We start from the raw sequence: 21,005 nt of genomic DNA on the forward strand, positions 1-21,005 counted from the left end.
TCTCCCTTTTAAGGGAGAGGCTGGGAGAGGGTTGTAACAAACCCCACCCTGACCCTTCACCTTGCCAAGGGGAGGGAACTGTTTTGCTCCTCCCCCTTTTCAAGGGGGAGGTTGGGAGGGGGTTAACTTACAGCTTACAGCTCCCCAAAAGGGTTCTTCCCGCCCAGCACCAGAAAATGCGGGTTCAGCACCTCACGAGTATTGGCATAACTCAGCGGCTCGCCGTTCAACTGCACCACAGTGCCGCCGGCCTGCTCTACCACACACTGGGCGGCACCGGTGTCCCACAGTGAGGTAGGGCCAAGGCGGGGGTAAATATCGGCGGTATTTTCTGCTACCAGACATAATTTAAGTGAGCTGCCCATGGGCACCAGCTCATGTTCCCCCAGCTTTTCCAGCAGGGCAGGCAACTCGCCACCACCATGAGAGCGGCTGCCCACCACCCGCCAGGGCGTGCCGGCCTGGTGTTCAGCCACGTTAATGGCCACAGGCGCACCATTGCCTTCATATTTAAAGGCACCCAGACCTTCGGCGGCCATATAACCCACATTCAGAGCAGGCGCATACACCACGCCCAGCACCGGCTTGCCGTGCTCAATAAGCGCAATATTCACGGTAAACTCGCCGTTACGCTTAATGAACTCCTTGGTGCCATCCAGCGGATCCACCAGCCAATAGCGGCCATGCTCATCGGCACCGGCAAAACCGGCGGTGTCTTCTTCCGACAAAATCGGCGCTTTCAGCGGCAGTTCAACCAGGCCTTGCACAATCATATTGTGGGCGGCGGCATCGGCTTCAGTAAGCGGTGACTTATCTTCCTTTTGCTCAACGGTAAATTCGCGGCCGTAGATTTCCATAATGGCAGCACCGGCCTTGCGGGCCAGCGCGTCTACCTGATTAAGCAATTCCTGAGTAATGAGCATTCTGTTTCCTTCTATATCTGCTCCTCCCCCTTGTTAAGGGAGAGGCTGGGAGGGGGGGGCAACTAACCCCACCCTGACCCTCCCCTTAAAAAGGGGAGGGAACTGTTTTCGCTCCTCCCCCTTTTCAAGGGGCACCATTTCAGCTCCTCCCCCTTTTCAAGGGGCACCATTTCATCTCCTCGCCCTTTTCAAAGGGCACCATTTCATCTCCTCCCCCTTTTCAAGGGGGAGGTCGGGAGGGGGTTAACTTACAGCTGATAGCTTACGGCTTACAGCTCCCCGCAGGGGCAGGCTTACAGCTCCCCGCAGGGGCGCTCCAACGGCAAATTTGCTTTACCAGACTCTGCGTGGCCGCATCGTGGTTTGAGGCATCCGTTTCACCGGCAAGGGCACCCACCAGACCGCTGGCCAGCTTTTTGCCCAGCTCCACGCCCCACTGGTCAAAGCTGTTCACGTTCCACAGCACGCCCTGCACAAAGGTTTTGTGCTCATACAGGGCAATTAAACTGCCAAGGGTGTGAGGAGTCAGCTCTTTGCACAAAATCACCGTGCTGGGGCGATTGCCGGGCATTACCTTGCTGGGCAGCAGCTCGGCAATGCGCTGTTCGCTCAAGCCTTCCGCTCTCAGCTCGGCTTCCACTTCAGCCGCCGGTTTGCCAAAGGCCAGTGCCTCGGCCTGAGCCAGCATATTGGCCAGCAACTTGTGGCGATGTGCGGGAAAGTCGTAAGGCGAGTTTACAAAACCAATAAACTCCGCCGGCACCACAGTGGTGCCCTGATGCAGCAGCTGAAAAAACGCATGCTGGCTGTTGGAGCCCACATCACCAAACACAATGGGGCCGGTGGCACAGCTGACCGGCTCGCCACTCAAGGTAACCGACTTGCCGTTCGACTCCATATTCAGCTGCTGCAAAAATGCCGGAAAACGGTGCATCAGCTGGCTGTAGGGGAACACCCCTTCGCTGGCATGGCCCAACACGTTATGGTTCCACACGGTTAACAACGCCAGCAGCACCGGAATGTTCTGCTCAAGGGGTGTGGTGCGCAGGTGTTCATCCATGGCATGGGCACCGGCCAGCAGCTCTTCAAAGCGCTCAAAGCCCACCGCCAGCGCAATGGGCAGACCAATGGCAGACCACAAAGAAAAGCGCCCGCCTACCCAGTCCCAGAACTCAAACATGTTTTCGGCCGCAATGCCAAACTCCACCACCTTACGGTGATTGGTAGACACCGCCACAAAATGCTGCTGAATAAGGCTGTCGTCACCACAGGCACTCAGCAGCCACTGGCGGGCAGCCACCGCGTTAGACATGGTCTCATCCGTGCCAAAGCTTTTGGACGACACCACAAACAAAGTGGTGGCCGGGTTAAGCGGCTCAAGGGTGGTGGCCAGATGCGCCGGGTCTATGTTCGACACAAAATGCGCGCGAATGCCGGTGGTGCAATAGGGCTTAAGCGCTTCGCATACCATGGCCGGGCCCAGGTCGGAGCCACCAATGCCAATGTTGACCACATCGGTGATGGCCAGACCGGTAAAGCCATGCCACTCGCCCGAATGCACTTGCTCACAAAAGCGGTGCATCTTGGCCAGCTCGGCGTGCACCGCAGGCACCACATTCACGCCCTTATGCTCAAGCGTGCTACCTGCCGGCATACGCAGTGCCGTGTGCAGCACGGCGCGTTGCTCGGTGGGATTAAACTGGTTGTCGGCAAACAGGCCGGCAATGGCCGCAGGCAGGTTCATTTGCCGGGCCAGCTCGCACAGCTGCTGCAGCACAGCAGGGCACACCTGCTGGCGGGAAAGGTCCACTAATAACTCTTCACCAACATGAAAAGTCAGCTGCTGCACGCGCTGGCTGTTTTCAGCAAAGCGCGCTGCCAGCGTGGGCATGGATTCAGCGCTGCGTTGCAGCGCTTTAAACAAAGGATGTGTAGATAGCGGCACCGTCACTCCGGTTATTGGTAATGTGCGTTCAGCCAGTTCTGGTATTCACCGCTTTTTACGTTGTTCACCCATTCCTGATTGGCAAGATACCACTGCACGGTTTTACGAATGCCGCTTTCAAACGTCTCTTTCGGCGTCCAGCCCAGTTCACGCTCAATTTTGGCGGCGTCTATGGCATAGCGCACATCATGGCCGGGTCTGTCGGCTACATGAGTAATTAAGCGGGAAGCCGGAGGCTGGAAGCTGGAAGCTTCAGGAGCAAGCTCGTCAAGCAGCTCACAAACCGCCAACACCACTTCCAGGTTGGTTTTTTCGTTATGGCCGCCAATGTTGTAGGTTTCGCCTACTTCACCACGGGTGACCACTTCATACAGAGCCCGGGCGTGATCTTCCACATACAACCAGTCACGGATCTGGTCACCCTTGCCATAAATAGGCAGCGGCTTGCCTTCCAGTGCATTTAAAATCACCAGCGGGATCAGTTTTTCCGGAAAGTGATAAGGCCCGTAGTTGTTAGAGCAGCTGGTAACAAGGGTGGGCAAGCCATAGGTGCGCTGCCAGGCCCGCACCAGATGATCCGAGCTGGCCTTGCTGGCCGAGTAGGGCGAGCTGGGCGCATAGGGCGTGGTTTCAGTGAAGAGGTCATCTGTGCCGTGCAAATCGCCATACACTTCATCAGTAGAAATATGATGAAAACGAAACGCTGCTTTTGCGCTGCTCTCAAGGCCGTTCCAGTAGTGGCGGGCGGCTTCCAGCAGAGTGTAGGTGCCCACAATATTGGTATTAATAAACTCGGCCGGGCCAGAGATGGATCTGTCTACATGGCTTTCTGCTGCCAGGTGCATAACGGCGTCTGGCTTATACTGGGCAAACACTTCATCCAGGCCGGCACGGTCACAAATATCCAGCTTAACAAAGTGATAGCGGGCAGAGTCGGCTACATCCGCCAAAGACTCCAGGTTGCCGGCATAGGTGAGCTTGTCCAGGTTAATCACTTCATCTTGCGTGTTTTCAATGATATGACGAACCACGGCAGAGCCGATAAAGCCGGCACCGCCGGTAACCAGAATTTTACGCATAACGTCAGTTCTCATTATTCAGCAGGGGGCAGTTCGGCATCGGCAAACAAGGCTGCCGCCTGATCTTTGCCAGACAGCAGCGGAGTATTTTGCAATGGCCAGTCTATGGCCAGTGTGGGGTCGTCCCAGCGAATGGCCCGCTCGTGTTCTGGTGCGTAATAGTGAGTGGTTTTATATAAAAACTCGGCCACATCAGACAGCACCACAAAACCATGGGCAAAGTCTTCCGGCACCCACAGCTGGCGCTTGTTCTCCGCTGAAAGATGCACACCCACCCAGGCACCAAAAGTGGCAGAATCGCGGCGCAGATCCACTGCCACATCAAACACCTCACCCAAAGTGCAGCGCACCAGCTTGCCCTGTTGCTGAGCCACCTGGTAATGCAGGCCGCGCAGCACCCCCTTGGCGGAGCGGGAGTGGTTGTCTTGCACAAAGTTCACCGGGCGGCCAATGGCCTGCTCAAAATTGCGCTGGTTAAAGCTTTCAAAGAAAAAGCCGCGATCGTCACCAAACACGCTGGGTTCAATGATCACCACGTCGGGAATGGCGGTATTCACAATATTCATGCTTTGTAACCTGGCTTAATCAGTTGCAACAAATATTGGCCATAATCATTTTTAGCCAGCGGGGCTGCCAGCTTTGTCACCTGCTCGGCACTAATAAAGCCCTTGCGATAAGCAATTTCTTCCGGGCAGGCCACTTTAAGCCCCTGGCGCTGCTCAATGGTCTGAATAAAAGTGCCGGCTTCCATCAGGCTGTTGTGGGTGCCGGTATCCAGCCAGGCATAACCCCGGCCCATGGTGGTAACGGCAAGCTCGCCACGTTCCAGATATATTCTGTTCACATCGGTAATTTCCAGCTCGCCCCGGGCAGAAGGCTTAAGGTTGCGGGCAATATCAATGACCTGATTATCGTAAAAATACAGGCCGGTAACCGCATAGTTGCTTTTGGGCTGGGTAGGCTTTTCTTCCAGGCTAAGGGCCTGGCCCTGTTCGTTAAACTCCACCACGCCATAGCGCTCGGGGTCGTGCACATGATAGGCAAACACAGTGGCACCGCTGCGCTGGCTGCTGGCCTGCATCAGCTCCTGCTGCAGGTTATGGCCAAAAAAGATGTTATCGCCCAGCACCAGGGCACAGTCATCGTCACCAATAAAGTCGGCACCAATCACAAAGGCCTGGGCCAGACCATCGGGACTTGGTTGCACCGCATATTGCAGATTAATGCCCCACTGGCTGCCATCACCCAGCAGCTGCTCAAAGCGGGGCGTATCTTGTGGTGTGCTGATAATAAGAATGTCTTTAATGCCCGCCAGCATCAGGGTGCACAGCGGATAATAGATCATGGGTTTGTCGTATACCGGCAGCAGTTGTTTGCTTACCGCCATGGTCACCGGATAAAGTCGGGTGCCGGAGCCACCAGCCAGAATAATGCCTTTACGAGTGCTCAATGGGTTTGCTCCAGAATTTCAGTCAGCATGCGGGTTACACCCTGTTGCCAGTGAGGCAGGGCCAGATCAAAAGTGGCTTCCAGCTTGCTGCAGTCAAGGCGGGAATTTAACGGGCGCGCTGCCGGCACCGGCCACTGCTCAGAAGAAATGGGCTGGCAGGTTTGCAGGGCAAGTTCCACGCCGCTGTTGCGGGCCTGCTCAAACACAAAACCGGCATAACCGTGCCAGCTGGTTTCACCTCGGGCGGCCAAATGATAAATCCCGGCAAGGGCGGGCTGGCGCAACGCCATGCGCAAAGCATGCGCCGTTACATCCGCTATCAGCTCGGCACTGGTAGGTGCCCCCACCTGATCATTAATAACACTCAGCTCGCTGCGCTCTTGTGCCAGACGCAGCATGGTTTTGGCAAAATTACTGCCCCGGGCGGCGTATACCCAGCTGGTGCGAAAAATTAAATGCTGCGTGCAATGGGCAAGAATAGCCTGCTCTCCGGCAAGCTTGGTAGCACCGTAGTGGTTCAGCGGCTGAGGTGCGTCTTGTTCTGTCCAGGGCGTGCTGCCGGTGCCGTTAAAAACGTAATCGGTGGAGTAATGTACCAGCCAGGCACCCAAGGCTGCGGCCTCTTTGGCCAGCACTGCAACACTGGCAGCATTCACCTGCTGCGCCAGTGCCTGCTCGGTTTCTGCCTTGTCTACGGCGGTATAAGCGGCGGCGTTAACAATCACATTCGGCTTAAGCGCGCGAACAGTCTCGGCAAGCGCCTCGGGGCAAGACAAATCACCGCACAGATCGGTTTGCTCCCGCCCAAGGGCAGTAACCTTGCCTAGCGGTGCCAGGGCCCGCTGCAGCTCCCAGCCCACCTGGCCGTTTTTGCCCAACAGCAAAATATGCATACACAACTCCGTGGGTGGCAAACAGGCGGCCTAAGCCGCCTGTAATAAAAGAAAGGGATTATAAAACACAAGGAAGGGATAACAAGGTTAAGCAAACCCCACCCTAACCCTCCCCTTAGCAAGGGGAGGGAACTAAGTGGCTCCTCCCCCTTTTTAAGGGGGAGGCCGGGAGGGGGTTTAGGAAGTTAAGTTTCGCGCCTGCTCCCACATTGCCTGCCTTGCCTGCTCATTCGCACTTAACCGCAAAATGGCATTCACCCAGGCTTGCTGCTCCATGGGCAACAAAAGGCCATTGTGCTCATGACGCACCAGAGAGCGGTAAACCGGGTGATCCACATAAATGCCAACGGCACCGGCCTGAGTAATATCAAAAAACTTGGTGGGGGCACGGGCAGCGTTAAAGTGGTTATTCAGCAAGGGGGCCAGGCCAATGGTGCGGCCCGGGCGGGCCAGCAAAGCCTGATAAGCTGGCCAGCTCATGGGGTGCAGCACATGCACTCTGGGCAGAGCAGCAAACTGCTTGCGAACTGCCTGGCTGCCGATTAACTCCACGCTCAGGCTGGCATCCTGTTCCAGCACTCGCTCAAACACCGGATATAACCATTCAAACTCGGCTCCGTGTGATGCAGAACCATGATAAAACAGCGTTTTTTGTAGTGTTGAACGCACATAAGGTGATTGCGGCTGTAACACCACAGGAGACCAGCTGGCATATTTCTCTGCCAGCCAGGGCGTAGACACCCACAACTCAGCCTGCATGCGCTGCAGCCAGCCCTTATAGCGCAACGCCATTTTCCACAGTTTGTAGCGATAGCGCAGCGGCAAACCTGTGTGAGCACGCAGGTCAAACAGATCGTCATCCATAAAAAACACCAGCTGGCCAATGTGCGAGCGGTGCTGTTCAACCCACTTGCACCAGGCTGGTGTTAAATAACGCACAAAAACCACTCTCGCAAAATGTGCGCTCAAGGGAGGGGGGTTATGCAGATGAGCCTCTGTTACCGCTGCATTCATATTGCGCAGATAAGGCCGCACAAAAAAATCAGCTGAAGGGTTGGCACCCTGCTGAACCAGCAGGGTGGGGGTTACCATGGCCAGTCTACCCGTGGAATCTTGCCCAGTTTAAAGTCGGGCTGAGAATAATTAAGGTTAGGGTTATAGAAAGGATCTCTTTCAATAATATGACCCCACCGATGGCGCATATAGAGTGTTTCTTGCTGTGCTCTGGCTTTTTTCTCAGGAGAGTCGTCTTTGCCGCGAGAAACAGACTCGTGGTGATAAAGCTCGGCATAAGGCGTGTAAATGACACGCTGGCCGGCTTCTCTCACTTTCAGGCAATAATCTACATCATTAAAAGCAACGGTAAGCTGCTCTTCCAGTCCGCCCAGCTGCTCATATAATGCCTTATGAGTAACCAAACATGCTGCCGTTACTGCCGATAAATCCTGTGCCAGCATAGCCCTGTGCATATAGCCGGGGTCATCTCCCTCAAGAATGCCATGCAAGTGAGTGGCACAACCGCCCGGGCCCAATACATCGCCGGCATGTTGCACCCGTCCATCACTAAAATAAAGGCGAGCACCCACCACACCGGTGCCGGGTTGCAGCAAACGCGATACCATTTCTTCCAGCCAGTCGGGGCTGATAATTTCAGTGTCGTTGTTCAGCAAGCAAACCACATCACCGTTTGCCTGGCTTACAGCAAAGTTATTAATGGCAGAAAAATTAAATGGTTTGTTGTAATGCAGCACACGCACATTTGGGTGGCGAGATATGTGTTCAAAATAGTCAAGAGTAGCCTGTTCACAGCTTTGATTATCTACCACCAACAGTTCAAAGTTGGGCCAGGTGGTTTTTTTAAGCAAGCTGTCTACACAGGTTTTTAAGTAGTGCAGCGCATCACGCGTGGGCACCACAATAGACACTGTTGGCAGAACAGGTGGCAACCCATAGCGCACACTTAAAAAGTCACCCTGCTCGCAAACTGCCGCATTAATTTTATGTCGCTCAAAATAGCGCGCCAGTGTTGCGCGGCAGGGAGTGGCATTATTGGCTGCATGGTGAAACAACACAGCTGGAATATGGCACACTGCACTATCTTCAAGCTTTGCTGTTGCCTCCAGCACAAGATCATAAGCAGAAGTAAAACCACAGCGCTTCAGTGCTGAAGAAAAAACATGACCACGCATGGCAAATGCCGAGCCTATGTAACCTGAGCTGCGAGCCAGCTCAGGTGACCAGTCTGGCTTAAATTGCGGGTTTTCGCGCTTTTCATTGATCCAATAGTCATGATCGGAGTAAATGAAGTGGTTGTTTTGGTTAACCATTTCTGTAGCCAGCCAGGCTAAAGCCCAAGGTGCAAGTTGAGTGCCGGCTTGCATCAGCAGCACCCAGTTTTCACTGTGTGTAACTTTTAATTCATCAATAGTCAGCAGTGCAACATCAAAGACTGCGCCCCACTCGGCTTTCTGTCGTTCCGTTACCAGCAAGCTTACTGATGCAGATAACATCTCAAGCTGTTGCCGCAGCGATGTCAGACTCTGCTGCACCACACCCGGGGCATCAGCAAAGCGGGCATCAATAACAACATTTATTTTTACATTGGTCAGTTTTTTATGTTTTATGGCTTTCTTTAGCCGGCGAGCCACAGACGGAGTAAAGTTCTCACTTTGCTTTATCCACTGGTCATAACAAGGAGAGGCAGTAAAGTAGCGGCCTTTACCTATCAGCTGATAAGCTGAGTAGGGATTAAGAAGCATGGCAACAGGGTTTAAGTTAAGCACCCGTCGTTGCCTGGGTGAAGAAGTGGTATAAGTGTTGTAAAGTCGACGGCCCATTAAATAACGTGCGGTAGGCCAGCTCAACTTTTCAATCTTTATGCTTTCCAGATTGCCGGTTTTACCTGTGCTTTTTATTTTAAGGTTTAATTTTTTGCTTTTGGGTATTTTTACAACCTCATGTAGCCTGCCCTTAAGCGTAACAGGTAAGTTTATAGCAGTGTTAACACCATTCTCTTGTTCAAAGAAAAGTGTTGCTTCCAGTGTTGGGCCGTTGTAATCCAGCTGGCCACTGATAAGGGTCCAGCCGGATACGGGTGTAAAATTCAGGTGTTGTATTTCTTGCATATTAATGGCGCAACCGCTTCAGACTGTTTGTCAGCATAGAGCTTAAAGTGGCAGTCTGATTTTTTTGCACAGAAATTTGTGCAAGAGGAATGCGAGTGTTATTAATGATAATGCCAAGCTCAGAGCCTGCTTCAAACCACTCCGCAGGAACATTAAAACTAAACCCACAGGGCTGTTGTTGCCAAAGCTCGGGAATGTCTTCCGCTTCACCAAAAACAGCGCTCAATACATCTGGTCTGTTCTTTTCAGGAGAGGTAATAACTTCATGTTCATTGGCCGAAGCATAAACCTGATAGCTGGTCTGTAAATAATCAAAGGTGATTGCCCAGCCGCTAACAGTTACCTGGCTGTCAGATCCACGCCATTCACCTTGTGCTGGTGAGTCTATATGAAACTTAACCAGCTTTTTAAGATCGCCTCTTGGCAGTCGGTTAATATTTATTACAGCGCCTGCATGCTCAGTTTGTTGCTTAAGCAGATGCTGTTCATATTGTCTGGCTTTGCTAATAACAGACTGAGCAGAGGCAAGAGGAGTGGGGTCTTCCCAGTTCAGCTCCACAGGAAAGTAACCAAGCTCAGATAATGCAGCTTTAAACTGAGTGCGATAATTTTCAGGAATATAAGAATCGAGTGCGAAATGATTAAAGCCAGCAAGACCAGCCCACAGCTTTGCAAGCTCACTGGTCATGTTGCTATCAAACAACTTCTTGGTGGTTTTACCTATGGTAGAGGTTGAAAAGTCTTCGCTGACCATAGCGCGCATTTCCTGCGACACATTATGCTTTCCTTCTGTTATTTGCAGGTAGGTTCTGTCTCCGGAAATAACAGGAATATCTTTTCTGCCAGCAAACAGCTGCCGCGAAATGGTAGACTTGCCAGTGGCCGGGTCTTGCATTAGCAGCCAGGCATAAGGCTTTAGTTTACGAATATGTACCACATAGCGTGGCAGCGGGTCTCCGTTTTGCATTACGCTATGGCCTATTACTTTCCAGGCATAATTTTTTAGTATTTCACCCAGCTTTATACGGGTAGGAAACCATCGTTCGTCAATGGCTCGTTCTACTTTTATCCAGCCTTTACCTGCCCGGTTGGGCGCAATACCAATTTCAAGCACCAGCAGACCATCGGGCGATAGTCGTTCAACCAGGCGATGAATAAGCGCCTCCTGATCTTCTGCATAATGCAGTGCAGAAAGCAGCGTAATAACATCAAAAGGCCCTTCAGGCAGTGTGTCCCAGGTTTGATTTAAAAACTCAGCATCAGGAAAACGTGCTGCTGCCTTGCTGATGGCATTAGCCGATTTATCCATGCCGGTAACATGGCTGGCACCTTCAAACAACGCATAACCACAAAAAAAACCTTCGTTACAGCCCACATCAAGAAAACGTTTATCTTTGAGTGAAGGAAGGCGAAGGGCAGTAAGCTTTTGCGATGAAGCAGAGCCCCCCTTAACACCGGGGAATGACTGATATTGCATATTAGTTCTCTTTATTCTTTGCTGAGCCTATCAGCCCGGGCAGCAAGTGAGTAAATGCCTGTTGCATGTGCTGCATGCTATAAAGTTGCTCAGCGCGCTGCCGCCCTGCCATGCCCATGCTGGTGCGCAGCTCATGGTTTGCAACCAGTGCGGCCACATGTTCGGCTACTTGTTGCACATCGCCTTTGGGGGCAAGAAAGCCGGTTTGTTCGTGCACTACCAGCTCAGGCAATGCGCCCCAGTAATAACAAACAACCGGGCGGCTGGCCGCCATTGCTTCCAGCACAGTGCGGCCAAACGACTCCTGAAAATGCGAAAGGTTTACCAGCACATCCAGCTGTGCCAATGCCGCCTGAGGCGTTGCGCTATAGCCCGCAAACTCAAGGTTAACTGGCGCTTCGCTGTTGCTGAACAACGCCTGTGTGTGTTCATTTTCCGGGCCAATCAGCACACAGGTGGCGGGCACTCCTTGTTGTTGTAACAAAGAAGCAAGCTGCACAAAATCGTACAGGCCTTTTTTAGGCAGGTTGCTGCTGATCATGCCTACCTGCACGCGGCTTTTGCCCGGCAGCGGCACACTAAAAGCCTGCGCCTCTATCACATTACCAACAACATGAACCCGCCCGGGCGCGTTAAGATAACGAGCCACAACCTGAGAATTGGCAATAAAAGCATCACAATGCTCCAGCAGGTGCTGGCGAATTTGCTCAGAAGAGGCATTGAAGTTTGTGCACAGCGCGGCATCGTGCTCGGGCAGCTCACGCACATGGCTTACAGCGGGCACGCCGCAGGCTTTGGCAGCCAGCAAAGGTTCCCACAGTGTCAGTGTGTTGCAATATACCAGAGCAACATTGTTCTCTTTAATAAGCCCGGAAAAATGCACCACTGTGGCCTGCTCTGCGCTGCGCCCGTGTTGCCACCAGTGATAAGGCAACACCACAAGGTGCTGGCAGCGGGATCTTATCTGCTCCACATAATCCATGTTCTGAGCAGAAGGCAAAGTAACCAGCAGGTTATAGGGCAAATGGCCCAAAGCGCTCAGCACATCCAAAAAACTGCGCTCGGCACCATAGGTTTTATCGCTTACCAGGTGGGCACACAGCAGTAATACCGGGCGATCTGAACGCCATGCCAGAGCACCATTCAGCAGCGGCAGCGCGTATTCATGAGCTGTGTCGGCACGCAGTAAATGCAAAAGCGGGTTTTGCTGCTGGGCCTCGGGTACCGCAAACTGATAACCCGAACCGCTGAAATGAGGGCCGGGATCGCGCCACTCAAGATGGCCAAAACGCAGGTAATGCTGTAATGGCTCCATGCCCGCTGCGGCCACATCCGGATAGCGTCGCAAATACCAGTCACCATCAAACAAGGTGCTCTGCTCTGCAAGCAATCTGAGGTTGTGCTCCTTTGCCCTGGCGGTGCCACGACACATGGGGGCAGGAGCGGCAAAAGGGCGCTGCTCTGGCCTGGCCGGCATATACAGCGTGCGAGCGTTTTGCTGCCATGCCAGTGCGTTGTTGTGGTAACGGCGACGTATACCGTTATTCTGATAGTGTGTTCGTAAGTGTGTTTTGCTTTGCTGTGTAAGCGAGCAGCCATTTACTCTTGCAAACATTAAAGGAATGCCAGGTATTATCTCTATAAGGCTGTTAATTCCAAAATGTTTAAGAATTCGATGATAGAACTCAGAGTCTGCACCCACAGATACTGAATCCCAATAACCGAGAGCCTTACGTACCTTTTTTCGGAACATCAGGGAAGATAAATTTTTGGTGACCCATGATTCTTCCATTCGCCAACGTTCAAAGTGGAGCTCCGGAGAACACCTTATCATGTAAGAAATACAAGCCTGAGCTTTGGGATATTTGAGCAAGGCCTTTACTTGTAGCTCTATTTTTTGCGGGTGCGACCAGTCGTCACAATCATGAGTGGTAATAAATGTTCCGCGTGCTTGGGCCAGGGCGGTGTTACGCGCAGCGTAAGCACCCTGATTAACGGAGTGGCGAAGCAGCTTAATACGCGGATCCCGGGCTGCAAGCCCGGCCACTATGCTGGCAGAGTTATCCGCAGAGGCATCATCCACCACCAGAATTTCAAGGTTTTTCCAGCTTTGCTGCTGCAAACTGCGCAGTGCGGTAGCAATGCCGGCCCCGGCATTAAAGCAGGGCATAATAATCGATACCAGCGGCTTGCGCTGCCACCAGGCACGAACAGCAGCCGGTGCCTGTGGCGCACTCAAATTATCAAGCGTTAACGGCTGTTGTGCATGGTGCAAAGCAACTGAACACAGCCCCTGTTCCTGATAAAACTCATTTAGGGTGGCCAGGGTGTGCTGCTCTGGCAGCATAAATCTGGCGAGCGCCCAATCCGGCACCTTGGGCCATCCTGGCTGCTCCAGCCAGGCGGTGGCCTCCTGCATCTTTCCCTGATGCCACAGCACATGGAACATCAGCAGCCATGGCCCGGCATGACCAACCAGTAAGCCGGCTGTTACGTCTGCAAAAAATGCGCGCAATAACGGCTCGGCAAGGGTGTGCTCAGAGTTTGAGGCATGCCAGCGGGCCAGCACCCAGGCCGCAATGGCGGCTTCGGTTCCGCCAGTGTTAGCCAGTGTTTGCAACTCACCCAAGGCATGGGTATGGCCCCGCCATAGTTGCTCTTCCAGTGCCAGTGCAGTGCTGGGGCAGGGCAGGCGCTGCTCTTGCCGGCCATGGTGAATAAAATGGTGCCATGGATCCATGCCGGCGGCGGCCACATCCGGATAATGCTCAAGATACCACTGCGCATTAAACAGGCGTTGCAATGCCTGCTCTCGCTCAGCGTGTGTAATTACGCTCATTAATAAAGCGGCCGCTTTTCAGCCTGACCAAAGCGCAAATAATGATAAAGCGGATTAAAGCCGGCAGCGGCAACATCCGGGTTGGCATCCAGATAATCCTGGCTGTTAAAGCCCGGGCTTGGGTTTCGCCCTTCAAACCCGCCGCATTTCAGATAGTGCAATGCCGGATTGCTGGCAAAGAGCTTGTCGGCGGCCACATCGGGATATTGCTTAAGATACCAGTCACCGTTAAATAAAGAAGAAGCCGCCAGCTCAGCTGCACGGCGCTGCAGCTGTTTTTTCTCAGCGCGTTTTTTCATTTTGCCCTTAAGGGAAGACGGTTTAACTGCAGGTTTGTTCGAGACCGGCTCTTTGGGGGCCACAACAGAAAGCGGAACTGAAGGGGGAGGGGAGAGATGTTTTTCCAGCTCTTCCTGCACGGTAAACAACTGCTCCAGCAGCAAGCAGTTCTCTTGCTGAAGCTCAGATGTCATTTTTTTAGCACTATTTCGAGCCTGATCCCGCTCTTTGGTTAGCTGAGCTATTTTTTGCTCTGCGGCTTTATGTTGTTGCTCTAGTGTAGTGCTGTGCTGCAGGTTGGTTTCCAGCGTTTCTTGCACCTGGTGCAGCTGCTCAAGCAGCAACTCGTTTTCCTGCTTTTGCTCTGCCAGGGCAGACTGGGCAGCATCTTTTTCATGGCTCAGGCTGGCAATGCGCTGCTGCTGCTGGCTTAACTGCTGCTCTGTGTTCTGCCAGTTAATATGGGCCTGCTTGCCTGCCTGAAAGTCTGCCAGCAGCTTATCCAGATCAGCCATGGCCAAGGATGACGAGAAAGAGCCCAGCGGCTGTGCCAATGCCTGCAGTTGCTGCTCTAATGACTGCAGCTCTGCATTGCTGGCAAGCATGTTTTCTGCCATTAAGCGCTGCAGTGCAGAGGTGGTGTGCTTAATGGCTGGCGTAGCTTGCTCCGGCAGTTCAAGCGCTGGCCAGTGCTGAGCGCACAAAGTGTGAAACAGCTGCGGTGCAGCCAATATATCGGCAAGGTTAAATAATAACGCCTTACCGCGCATTTTTTTGCAAAAATGAGCCAACAAAGCTGCATTATGCTGCCATAACGCCACCGCCTGAGAAGGCTCGGTGCCGCGAGCGGCAGCCTGCTCCAGCGCCATATAAAGCGGTGCATAAAGTAGCACCAAGTTGCCTCCGGCATGTTCCAGCTCTTCCAGGACAGCTGCGCCGGCAAGTTCAGTAACCTTTAATTCATGCTCAGAAACAAGCTGGCGCAACGCGGGAGAGGCCAGTTGCCAGTTGCAAAATGCCGCAGCGGCAAAGGTGAGTGTCATGGTTGCTCCTGCAAATAAAATGATTGTGCTCTTTTTTGAAACTAGTCTTGCCCAAAAACATCCCGAGTGTATACCTTGCCAGCCACACTCTGTAAATCGGCATGCTGCCGGTTGGCCAGAATAACATCAGCCTGCTGCTTGAACTGCTCAAGGTTATTGACCAGCAAACAGCCGTTAAACTCGCCCTGCTGCAGGGTTGGCTCATAAATAACGACAGTAACACCCTGCTGCTGTAACCGGCGCAGTACACCCAGCATGGCGCTGTGGCGAAAGTTGTCTGAGCCCTGCTTCATTATTAACCGGTAAATGCCCACCACACTGGGCTGGCGGGCCAGCACCCGGCTTGCAATAAAATCTTTGCGGGTGCGGTTGGCATCTACAATGGCACCAATCAGGTTGTTGGGCACATGCTGGTAATTAGCCAGCAGCTGGCGGGTGTCTTTGGGCAGACAATAGCCACCATAACCAAAAGACGGATTATTGTAATGCTGGCCAATGCGAGGGTCTAACCCCACACCCTCTATGATCTCTTTAGCATTTAAGCCGTGGCTTTCTGCGTAGGTGTCCAGCTCGTTAAAAAAGGCTACCCGCATGGCCAGGTAGGTATTGGCAAACAGCTTAATGGCTTCGGCTTCGTTACTATTTACCAATAGCACAGGTACTTCTTTGGTCTCAGCCCCTTGTTGTAGCAAAGCAGCAAAGTGACAGGCATGCTCGCAGTGACCGCCGACCACAATACGGGAAGGGTGAAGGTTATCGTACAAGGCCTGGCCTTCACGCAAAAATTCCGGTGAGAATAAAATGCGCTCATATTTCAGACGCTGGCGCAAACCGGCAGTAAAGCCCACCGGCACGGTAGACTTGATAATAAACACCGCAGTGGGGTTAATGGCCAATGCCTGCTCAATAACCGACACTACCGAGCTGGTATCAAAAAAATTGGTGAGCGGATCATAATCGGTAGGGGTGGCGATCACGATAAAGTCGGCCTTGGCAAAGGCCTGCTCGGGGCAAGCAGTGCAGCTTAACGCCAGCGGCTGAGTGGCCAGAAAATGACTGATGTCATCATCCTGCACCGGGCTTTGTCCCGCCGCAAGCATGGCCACCCGCTCGGGGTTAATGTCGTAGGCCACCACAGCGTTATGCCGCGCCAGCAGCACCGCATTGGCCACCCCCACATACCCCAACCCCACCACAGTAACTCTTGTTTCACTCATAAGTGTACAACTCAGCCCACCTTCACTTGTTCAAGTTTTGTTGTTAAGAGTTTTTATTGGTATGGCTTCAGCTTGGCTGCATCCTTGCCCTGCTAAAATGCTGCCCGCATTAGCAACCGCAGAAGCGCGTAAAAACCTTGCGGCACACACATACTCTACTTCCTGTAGCCTTGTGGATTTTGAGACTGCCAGCGCCAGGCGTCGATCATCATTTTTTCAAGGCCACGCTCGGCTTTCCAGCCTAGCTCCTTAAGCGCCTTGGCTGGGTCCGACCAGCACTCTGCAATATCGCCAGCGCGGCGCGGTGCAATGACATAAGGCACGTTCCGAGCGCTGGCCTGCTCAAAGGCCTTCACCATTTGTAGCACCGAATAACCTTGACCGGTGCCCAGATTATAAACGCTTACACCACTATGCTTAGCAATGCGGGCCAATGCCTTCAGGTGTCCCAAAGCCAGATCTACCACATGAATATAATCACGCACGCCGGTGCCGTCAGACGTAGGGTAATCGTTACCAAACACTGCCAGCTGCTTAAGTCTGCCCACCGCCACTTGGGCGATATAGGGTAGCAGGTTATTTGGAGTACCGCTTGGATCTTCTCCAATCAGGCCAGACTCATGAGCTCCCACCGGATTAAAATAACGCAGCACAGCAATGGCCCAGCGTGGGTCCGACTTGCTTACATCCTGCAACACTTGCTCCGTCATCAGCTTAGAGGTGCCATAAGGATTGGTGGTGCCGCCCACGGTAAAGCTTTCGGTAATGGGCATATGCTTCGGCTCGCCATACACAGTGGCCGACGAGCTGAACACAAGCTTAAACACGCCGGCACGACGCATGGCATTAATTAGTACCAGGGTGCCATTTACGTTGTTGTCGTAATATTCCAGAGGTTTTTGCACACTCTCGCTCACAGCCTTCAGCCCGGCAAAATGCATCACTGCATTAATATTGTGCTCAGAAAACAATCGCTCTAGCAGAGCTGGGTTGCGAATATCCCCTTTCACAAGGGGGACTGCCTTGCCGGTGATGTGCTCCACTCGCGTTAGTGATTCGGAAGAGGAGTTGGACAGATTATCCAGCACCAACACATTATTACCGGCGTTCAGCAGCTCCACAACAGTGTGAGAGCCAATATACCCAGCTCCGCCGGTTACCAGAATTGTCATTATTTGTCTCTTTTAATTAATACAAATAAGCACCCAGTGCACTTTCCAACGATTCAAAGGCAAGTGCAAGCAATTAGGATAATTTGAGACCGCGTGTGTTGTGGGGCGCAGGTGGTCCGTCTTAAAGCCCGATTTTAACTGAGCAAACCCTTCCTGCTCGCACCTTTAAGCCGAAGGCTTAAATAGCTTCCGCAATATACTCCGCCAGCTCATTTACCAAAGCCGTATCAGCCCCTTCCACCATCACCCGAATAAGCGGCTCGGTACCCGACTTGCGCAGCAGCACTCTGCCATTGCCGGCAAGCTTAACTTCTGCTTCTCCTACCCGTTGTTTAACGGCATCGCTTTCCAGCGGGTTGCTGCCGGGAGCAAAACGTACGTTCACCAGGCGCTGGGGGAACAGGGTGAGATCACGACGCAGCTCATTTAAGGTAATCCCCTGGCCAACAGCAGCTTTAAGCACCTGCAGAGCGGCGATAATACCGTCTCCAGTGCTGTTATGATCCAGGCTGATAATGTGGCCGGAGTTTTCACCGCCCAGCTTCCAGCCATGTTGCTGCAGCTGCTCCATTACATAACGGTCACCTACCTTGGCGCGCACAAAGGGAATGTTGTGCTCGGCCAGGGCCAGCTCCAGCGCCATGTTGGTCATTAGCGTGCCGGCTACACCGCCACCCAGAGTACCCTGGCGGCTGGCATGTTGCGCCAGAATAAACAGCAGTTCGTCGCCATCCAGTAGTGTTCCGGTGTGATCCACCATGGCCAGGCGGTCACCGTCACCATCAAATGCAATGCCGATATCGGCACGATATTGCTTAACCGCTGCAACCAGTGCATCTGGCGCGGTAGAGCCGACATTATCGTTAATGTTCAGTCCATCGGGGCTGGCACCAATGGTAATCACCTCGGCCCCCAGCTCCTGGAATACTGCCGGGGCAATGTGGTAGGTGGCACCATGGGCACAGTCCAGCACAATGCGGAGCCCTTCAAGGCTGAGCTCGGTTGGAAAGGTGCTCTTGCAAAACTCAATATAACGGCCGGCGGCATCGGTAATGCGGCGGGCTTTGCCTAGTTTATTGGAGGCAACGCAGTCCATGGGCTGATCCATCATGGCCTCAATGGCCAGCTCCACCTCATCTGGCAGTTTGGTACCGTTATGAGAGAAAAACTTGATCCCGTTATCGTAATAGGGGTTGTGCGAGGCACTGATTACAATGCCGGCCTCGGCACGAAAGGTGCGGGTAAGGTAGGCAATGGCCGGCGTAGGCATGGGACCCAGCAGGGCAGCATTTAACCCTGCAGCAGAAAGCCCCGCTTCCAGCGCCGACTCCAGCATATAGCCGGAAATGCGCGTGTCTTTACCGATCAATACGGTTTTGGTGCCGGTTTGCGACAGCACCTTGCCGGCAGCCCAGCCCAGCTTCATCACAAATTCAGGAGTAATAGGGTAATTGCCGACCTTGCCGCGAACGCCGTCGGTGCCGAAATATTTTCTGGTCATGCTACTCTCTTTGTTAGCTTGTTTAGCCAATGTAATTTTGTTTAATACCAAAATTGAACGATACAGGTTGAGGAAGGGGGAGAGCCTTTTGCTCTTTTTTAGATAAAATGCAAAGCCCTTTCTCTAGAGGGATGAGCTCTATATCCATATCAAATTTTTTCGCCCAAAATTCACAGATCTCAGTTTCATCTTTTCTGTTTGCATCGTCCATCCATACTTGAGCTTTGTCAGATAACTTGTTAAACATGGCTGGTAGGGCTGGGTAACGAGCATAAGGGCATGTTGACTCTGGTGGACCATCGACTATTAATAAGTCAATTTCTTTAATGCTATCTATTGTATCAATCGAATACCACATTGCTGGTTTTTCTTTATCTTGGTTCAGATGTTCACCTGTCCACTTGCTGAGTGAGCTAATCTTGATACTTCCCCAGGCTTCTAGTAACTCCTGGTTTATGTTGTGTTGTGTTTGGTTTCCATAAAACTCAAGATGTTCCAAAGAATAAAGATGACCAAAACCATTTTGGCGCAAGGCATCAGAAATGACCAAGGTTGTTGCACCTGAACCTGTTTCTACAATGGTCTTTGGCTTTTTTTCAGTAATGTAGGTGTGAAGTTTTAGCAATAAATCCGGTGATACAGGCCAACCACGGAGCGGTGGCAGTTGGTTTTTTAATTTTAATCTTTTTTGTAGCCAGAGTAAGCTTTCTAACTGGGTATAAATGTTTTTATTTTCCGTGCTGAGTTCTTTTATTATTTTTCTTGTGTTGGCTGAAATTTCTTTTTTTAACTCTTCCATTGCTTTTAGATTATCCATAAGCTTACTCCTTGCTTTAGTTCGGAGTTAGTCCAGGGCAAGATTACGAAAGCCCCAGTCCTGACAGGACTTGAGACAGGTAAGCTGTATTTCGACTTGCCCGTTTTTGTTTGCGTTTGATACCAGCCTTGAAACTGGTATCACTGTTTAAGGCATTAAACGCGATATGGCGAACTGCCGACATGTTTTCACCGGCTTGTTCACGGCGAATACGGCAATCATCTTCCCGCATGCCTACATCCAGCCGCCAGTGTAGTTACGACTCGATTGACCAATGTGAGCGGGTGGCCTCCAGCATTTCTTTAGGCGACAACTGCGCCGAGCTGATGTAATACCGCACTGTGATATCCAGCTCTTTTGCCGACTGGCCACGCTCTTCGCGGATTGTCCCTACTATTCTTAGTGTTCTCAGGGCAGGCCACTCATATTCCTGATCACCCAGGATGGACAGATCTTCCAATACCAGACTCAGCCGGGTTTCCTTACGACCATGGCCGGCTTTTCCTGCTGGAACATGTCCAACCGGAAGTAATCGTTGAAGGCCGCTTCCAGATTGGGCTGATCGCCTTTTACGGCCAGCAGATAATCAGCACCTTTACCGAGGATCTTTTTGGCGATTGCTCGCTGACAGCCGATGGCATCAATGGTGACCAGACAACCACGGATACTCAGCAGCTCCAGTAACTCCGGAATGGCGGTGATCTCGTTGGACTTCTCACTGGTTTTCACCTGCCCCAGTACCACCTGATTGGCGGCGATGAAGGCAGACACCATGTGAATGGCTCCCTTGCATTTTCCCTTGTCGTAGCTGTGTCTCAGGTCTTTCCATCAATGGCAATCACTTCGCCTTCAGTCACGTCGTAGCAAGTCTGCATCCAGGAGGCAAAGCATTTCTGCAGCTGTTTGGCCGACAACATGCCCATCACTCGAGCGATGGTGTCATGTACAGGAACACCGTTCTCAAAGTCACCGTGCTGGCGTAGCCAGTCGAGATGATCATGCCCGAAGTCCTCTATATCCTCCCAACCTTCTGCGCCGCCGATAACCGCCGCGACGGTCAGAAACAGGATATCCGCGAGCTTGTGCTCGATTTTCCACTGCTGGCGTGGGTCTCGGATGATGGAGAGGTAGTCTAAAAGGCTGAGTCCATTCATGGAGATAAGCTGTTGTTGAAAAGACAGCATATGATCACAGAGAGAGCGGATCGTGAAAGCGATCCTTGAAAATCGACATTTTTCTTCAAAA

The 21,005-nt window shown here is 52.4% G+C and carries 15 protein-coding genes and 1 pseudogene; all 16 read right to left on the minus strand.

Annotation, left to right across the window (positions count from 1 at the left end; translation table 11 throughout):
* Positions 1 to 134 precede the first annotated feature (134 nt).
* Positions 135 to 923 (minus strand): 3'(2'),5'-bisphosphate nucleotidase CysQ, encoded by a 789-nt coding sequence (gene cysQ, locus N2M06_RS03770; RefSeq protein ID WP_346351632.1) that lies wholly within the window; start codon positions 921 to 923, stop codon positions 135 to 137.
* A 262-nt stretch (positions 924 to 1,185) separates the two neighbouring features.
* A complete protein-coding gene (gene pgi / locus N2M06_RS03775) occupies positions 1,186 to 2,868 on the minus strand; it encodes a glucose-6-phosphate isomerase (RefSeq protein ID WP_346351633.1) in 1,683 nt (560 codons plus the stop codon).
* Between the two features lie 11 nt (positions 2,869 to 2,879).
* On the minus strand, positions 2,880 to 3,947 hold the full coding sequence (gene rfbB, locus N2M06_RS03780; RefSeq protein WP_346351634.1) for a dTDP-glucose 4,6-dehydratase: 1,068 nt from the start codon (positions 3,945 to 3,947) through the stop codon (positions 2,880 to 2,882).
* A gap of 14 nt (positions 3,948 to 3,961) precedes the next feature.
* Entirely contained in the window at positions 3,962 to 4,513 is a 552-nt protein-coding gene (gene rfbC, locus N2M06_RS03785; RefSeq protein ID WP_346351635.1) for a dTDP-4-dehydrorhamnose 3,5-epimerase, read from the minus strand.
* Positions 4,510 to 5,397: a glucose-1-phosphate thymidylyltransferase RfbA gene (gene rfbA, locus N2M06_RS03790; protein ID WP_346351636.1), complete on the minus strand. Its 888-nt coding sequence runs from the start codon at positions 5,395 to 5,397 to the stop codon at positions 4,510 to 4,512. The genes rfbC and rfbA overlap by 4 nt, the downstream gene beginning before the upstream one ends.
* Positions 5,394 to 6,290, minus strand: a complete 897-nt coding sequence (gene rfbD, locus N2M06_RS03795) for a dTDP-4-dehydrorhamnose reductase (protein ID WP_346351637.1) — start codon at positions 6,288 to 6,290, stop codon at positions 5,394 to 5,396. Before rfbD ends, rfbA begins: the two co-directional genes overlap by 4 nt.
* A 177-nt stretch (positions 6,291 to 6,467) precedes the next feature.
* On the minus strand, positions 6,468 to 7,382 hold the full coding sequence (locus N2M06_RS03800) for a glycosyltransferase family 1 protein (RefSeq protein WP_346351638.1): 915 nt from the start codon (positions 7,380 to 7,382) through the stop codon (positions 6,468 to 6,470).
* Positions 7,376 to 9,415, minus strand: coding sequence for a glycosyltransferase family 2 protein (locus N2M06_RS03805; protein ID WP_346351639.1), 2,040 nt, complete (start codon positions 9,413 to 9,415; stop codon positions 7,376 to 7,378). The genes N2M06_RS03800 and N2M06_RS03805 overlap by 7 nt, the downstream gene beginning before the upstream one ends.
* Position 9,416: 1 nt before the next feature.
* Positions 9,417 to 10,892, minus strand: a complete 1,476-nt coding sequence (locus N2M06_RS03810) for a methyltransferase domain-containing protein (RefSeq protein WP_346351640.1) — start codon at positions 10,890 to 10,892, stop codon at positions 9,417 to 9,419.
* A gap of 1 nt (position 10,893) precedes the next feature.
* Entirely contained in the window at positions 10,894 to 13,731 is a 2,838-nt protein-coding gene (locus tag N2M06_RS03815) for a glycosyltransferase (RefSeq protein WP_346351641.1), read from the minus strand.
* Complete coding sequence (locus tag N2M06_RS03820) at positions 13,731 to 15,053, minus strand: hypothetical protein (RefSeq protein WP_346351642.1); 1,323 nt, start codon at positions 15,051 to 15,053, stop codon at positions 13,731 to 13,733. Before N2M06_RS03820 ends, N2M06_RS03815 begins: the two co-directional genes overlap by 1 nt.
* 41 nt (positions 15,054 to 15,094) lie before the next feature.
* Complete coding sequence (locus tag N2M06_RS03825) at positions 15,095 to 16,270, minus strand: nucleotide sugar dehydrogenase (RefSeq protein ID WP_346351643.1); 1,176 nt, start codon at positions 16,268 to 16,270, stop codon at positions 15,095 to 15,097.
* A 155-nt stretch (positions 16,271 to 16,425) separates the two neighbouring features.
* Positions 16,426 to 17,442 carry a UDP-glucose 4-epimerase GalE gene (gene galE, locus N2M06_RS03830; RefSeq protein WP_346351644.1) on the minus strand — a complete coding sequence of 339 codons (1,017 nt, stop codon included), beginning with the start codon at positions 17,440 to 17,442 and terminating at the stop codon, positions 16,426 to 16,428.
* A gap of 178 nt (positions 17,443 to 17,620) precedes the next feature.
* On the minus strand, positions 17,621 to 18,943 hold the full coding sequence (gene glmM / locus N2M06_RS03835; RefSeq protein ID WP_346351645.1) for a phosphoglucosamine mutase: 1,323 nt from the start codon (positions 18,941 to 18,943) through the stop codon (positions 17,621 to 17,623).
* A 22-nt stretch (positions 18,944 to 18,965) separates the two neighbouring features.
* Positions 18,966 to 19,760 (minus strand): class I SAM-dependent methyltransferase, encoded by a 795-nt coding sequence (locus N2M06_RS03840; protein WP_346351646.1) that lies wholly within the window; start codon positions 19,758 to 19,760, stop codon positions 18,966 to 18,968.
* A gap of 43 nt (positions 19,761 to 19,803) precedes the next feature.
* Positions 19,804 to 20,914, minus strand: a pseudogene (locus tag N2M06_RS03845) (ISAs1 family transposase).
* Between the last annotated feature and the right edge of the window lie 91 nt (positions 20,915 to 21,005).

This window comes from Oceanimonas sp. AH20CE76, assembly GCF_039654065.1.
GTDB classification, from domain to species: domain Bacteria; phylum Pseudomonadota; class Gammaproteobacteria; order Enterobacterales; family Aeromonadaceae; genus Oceanimonas; species Oceanimonas smirnovii.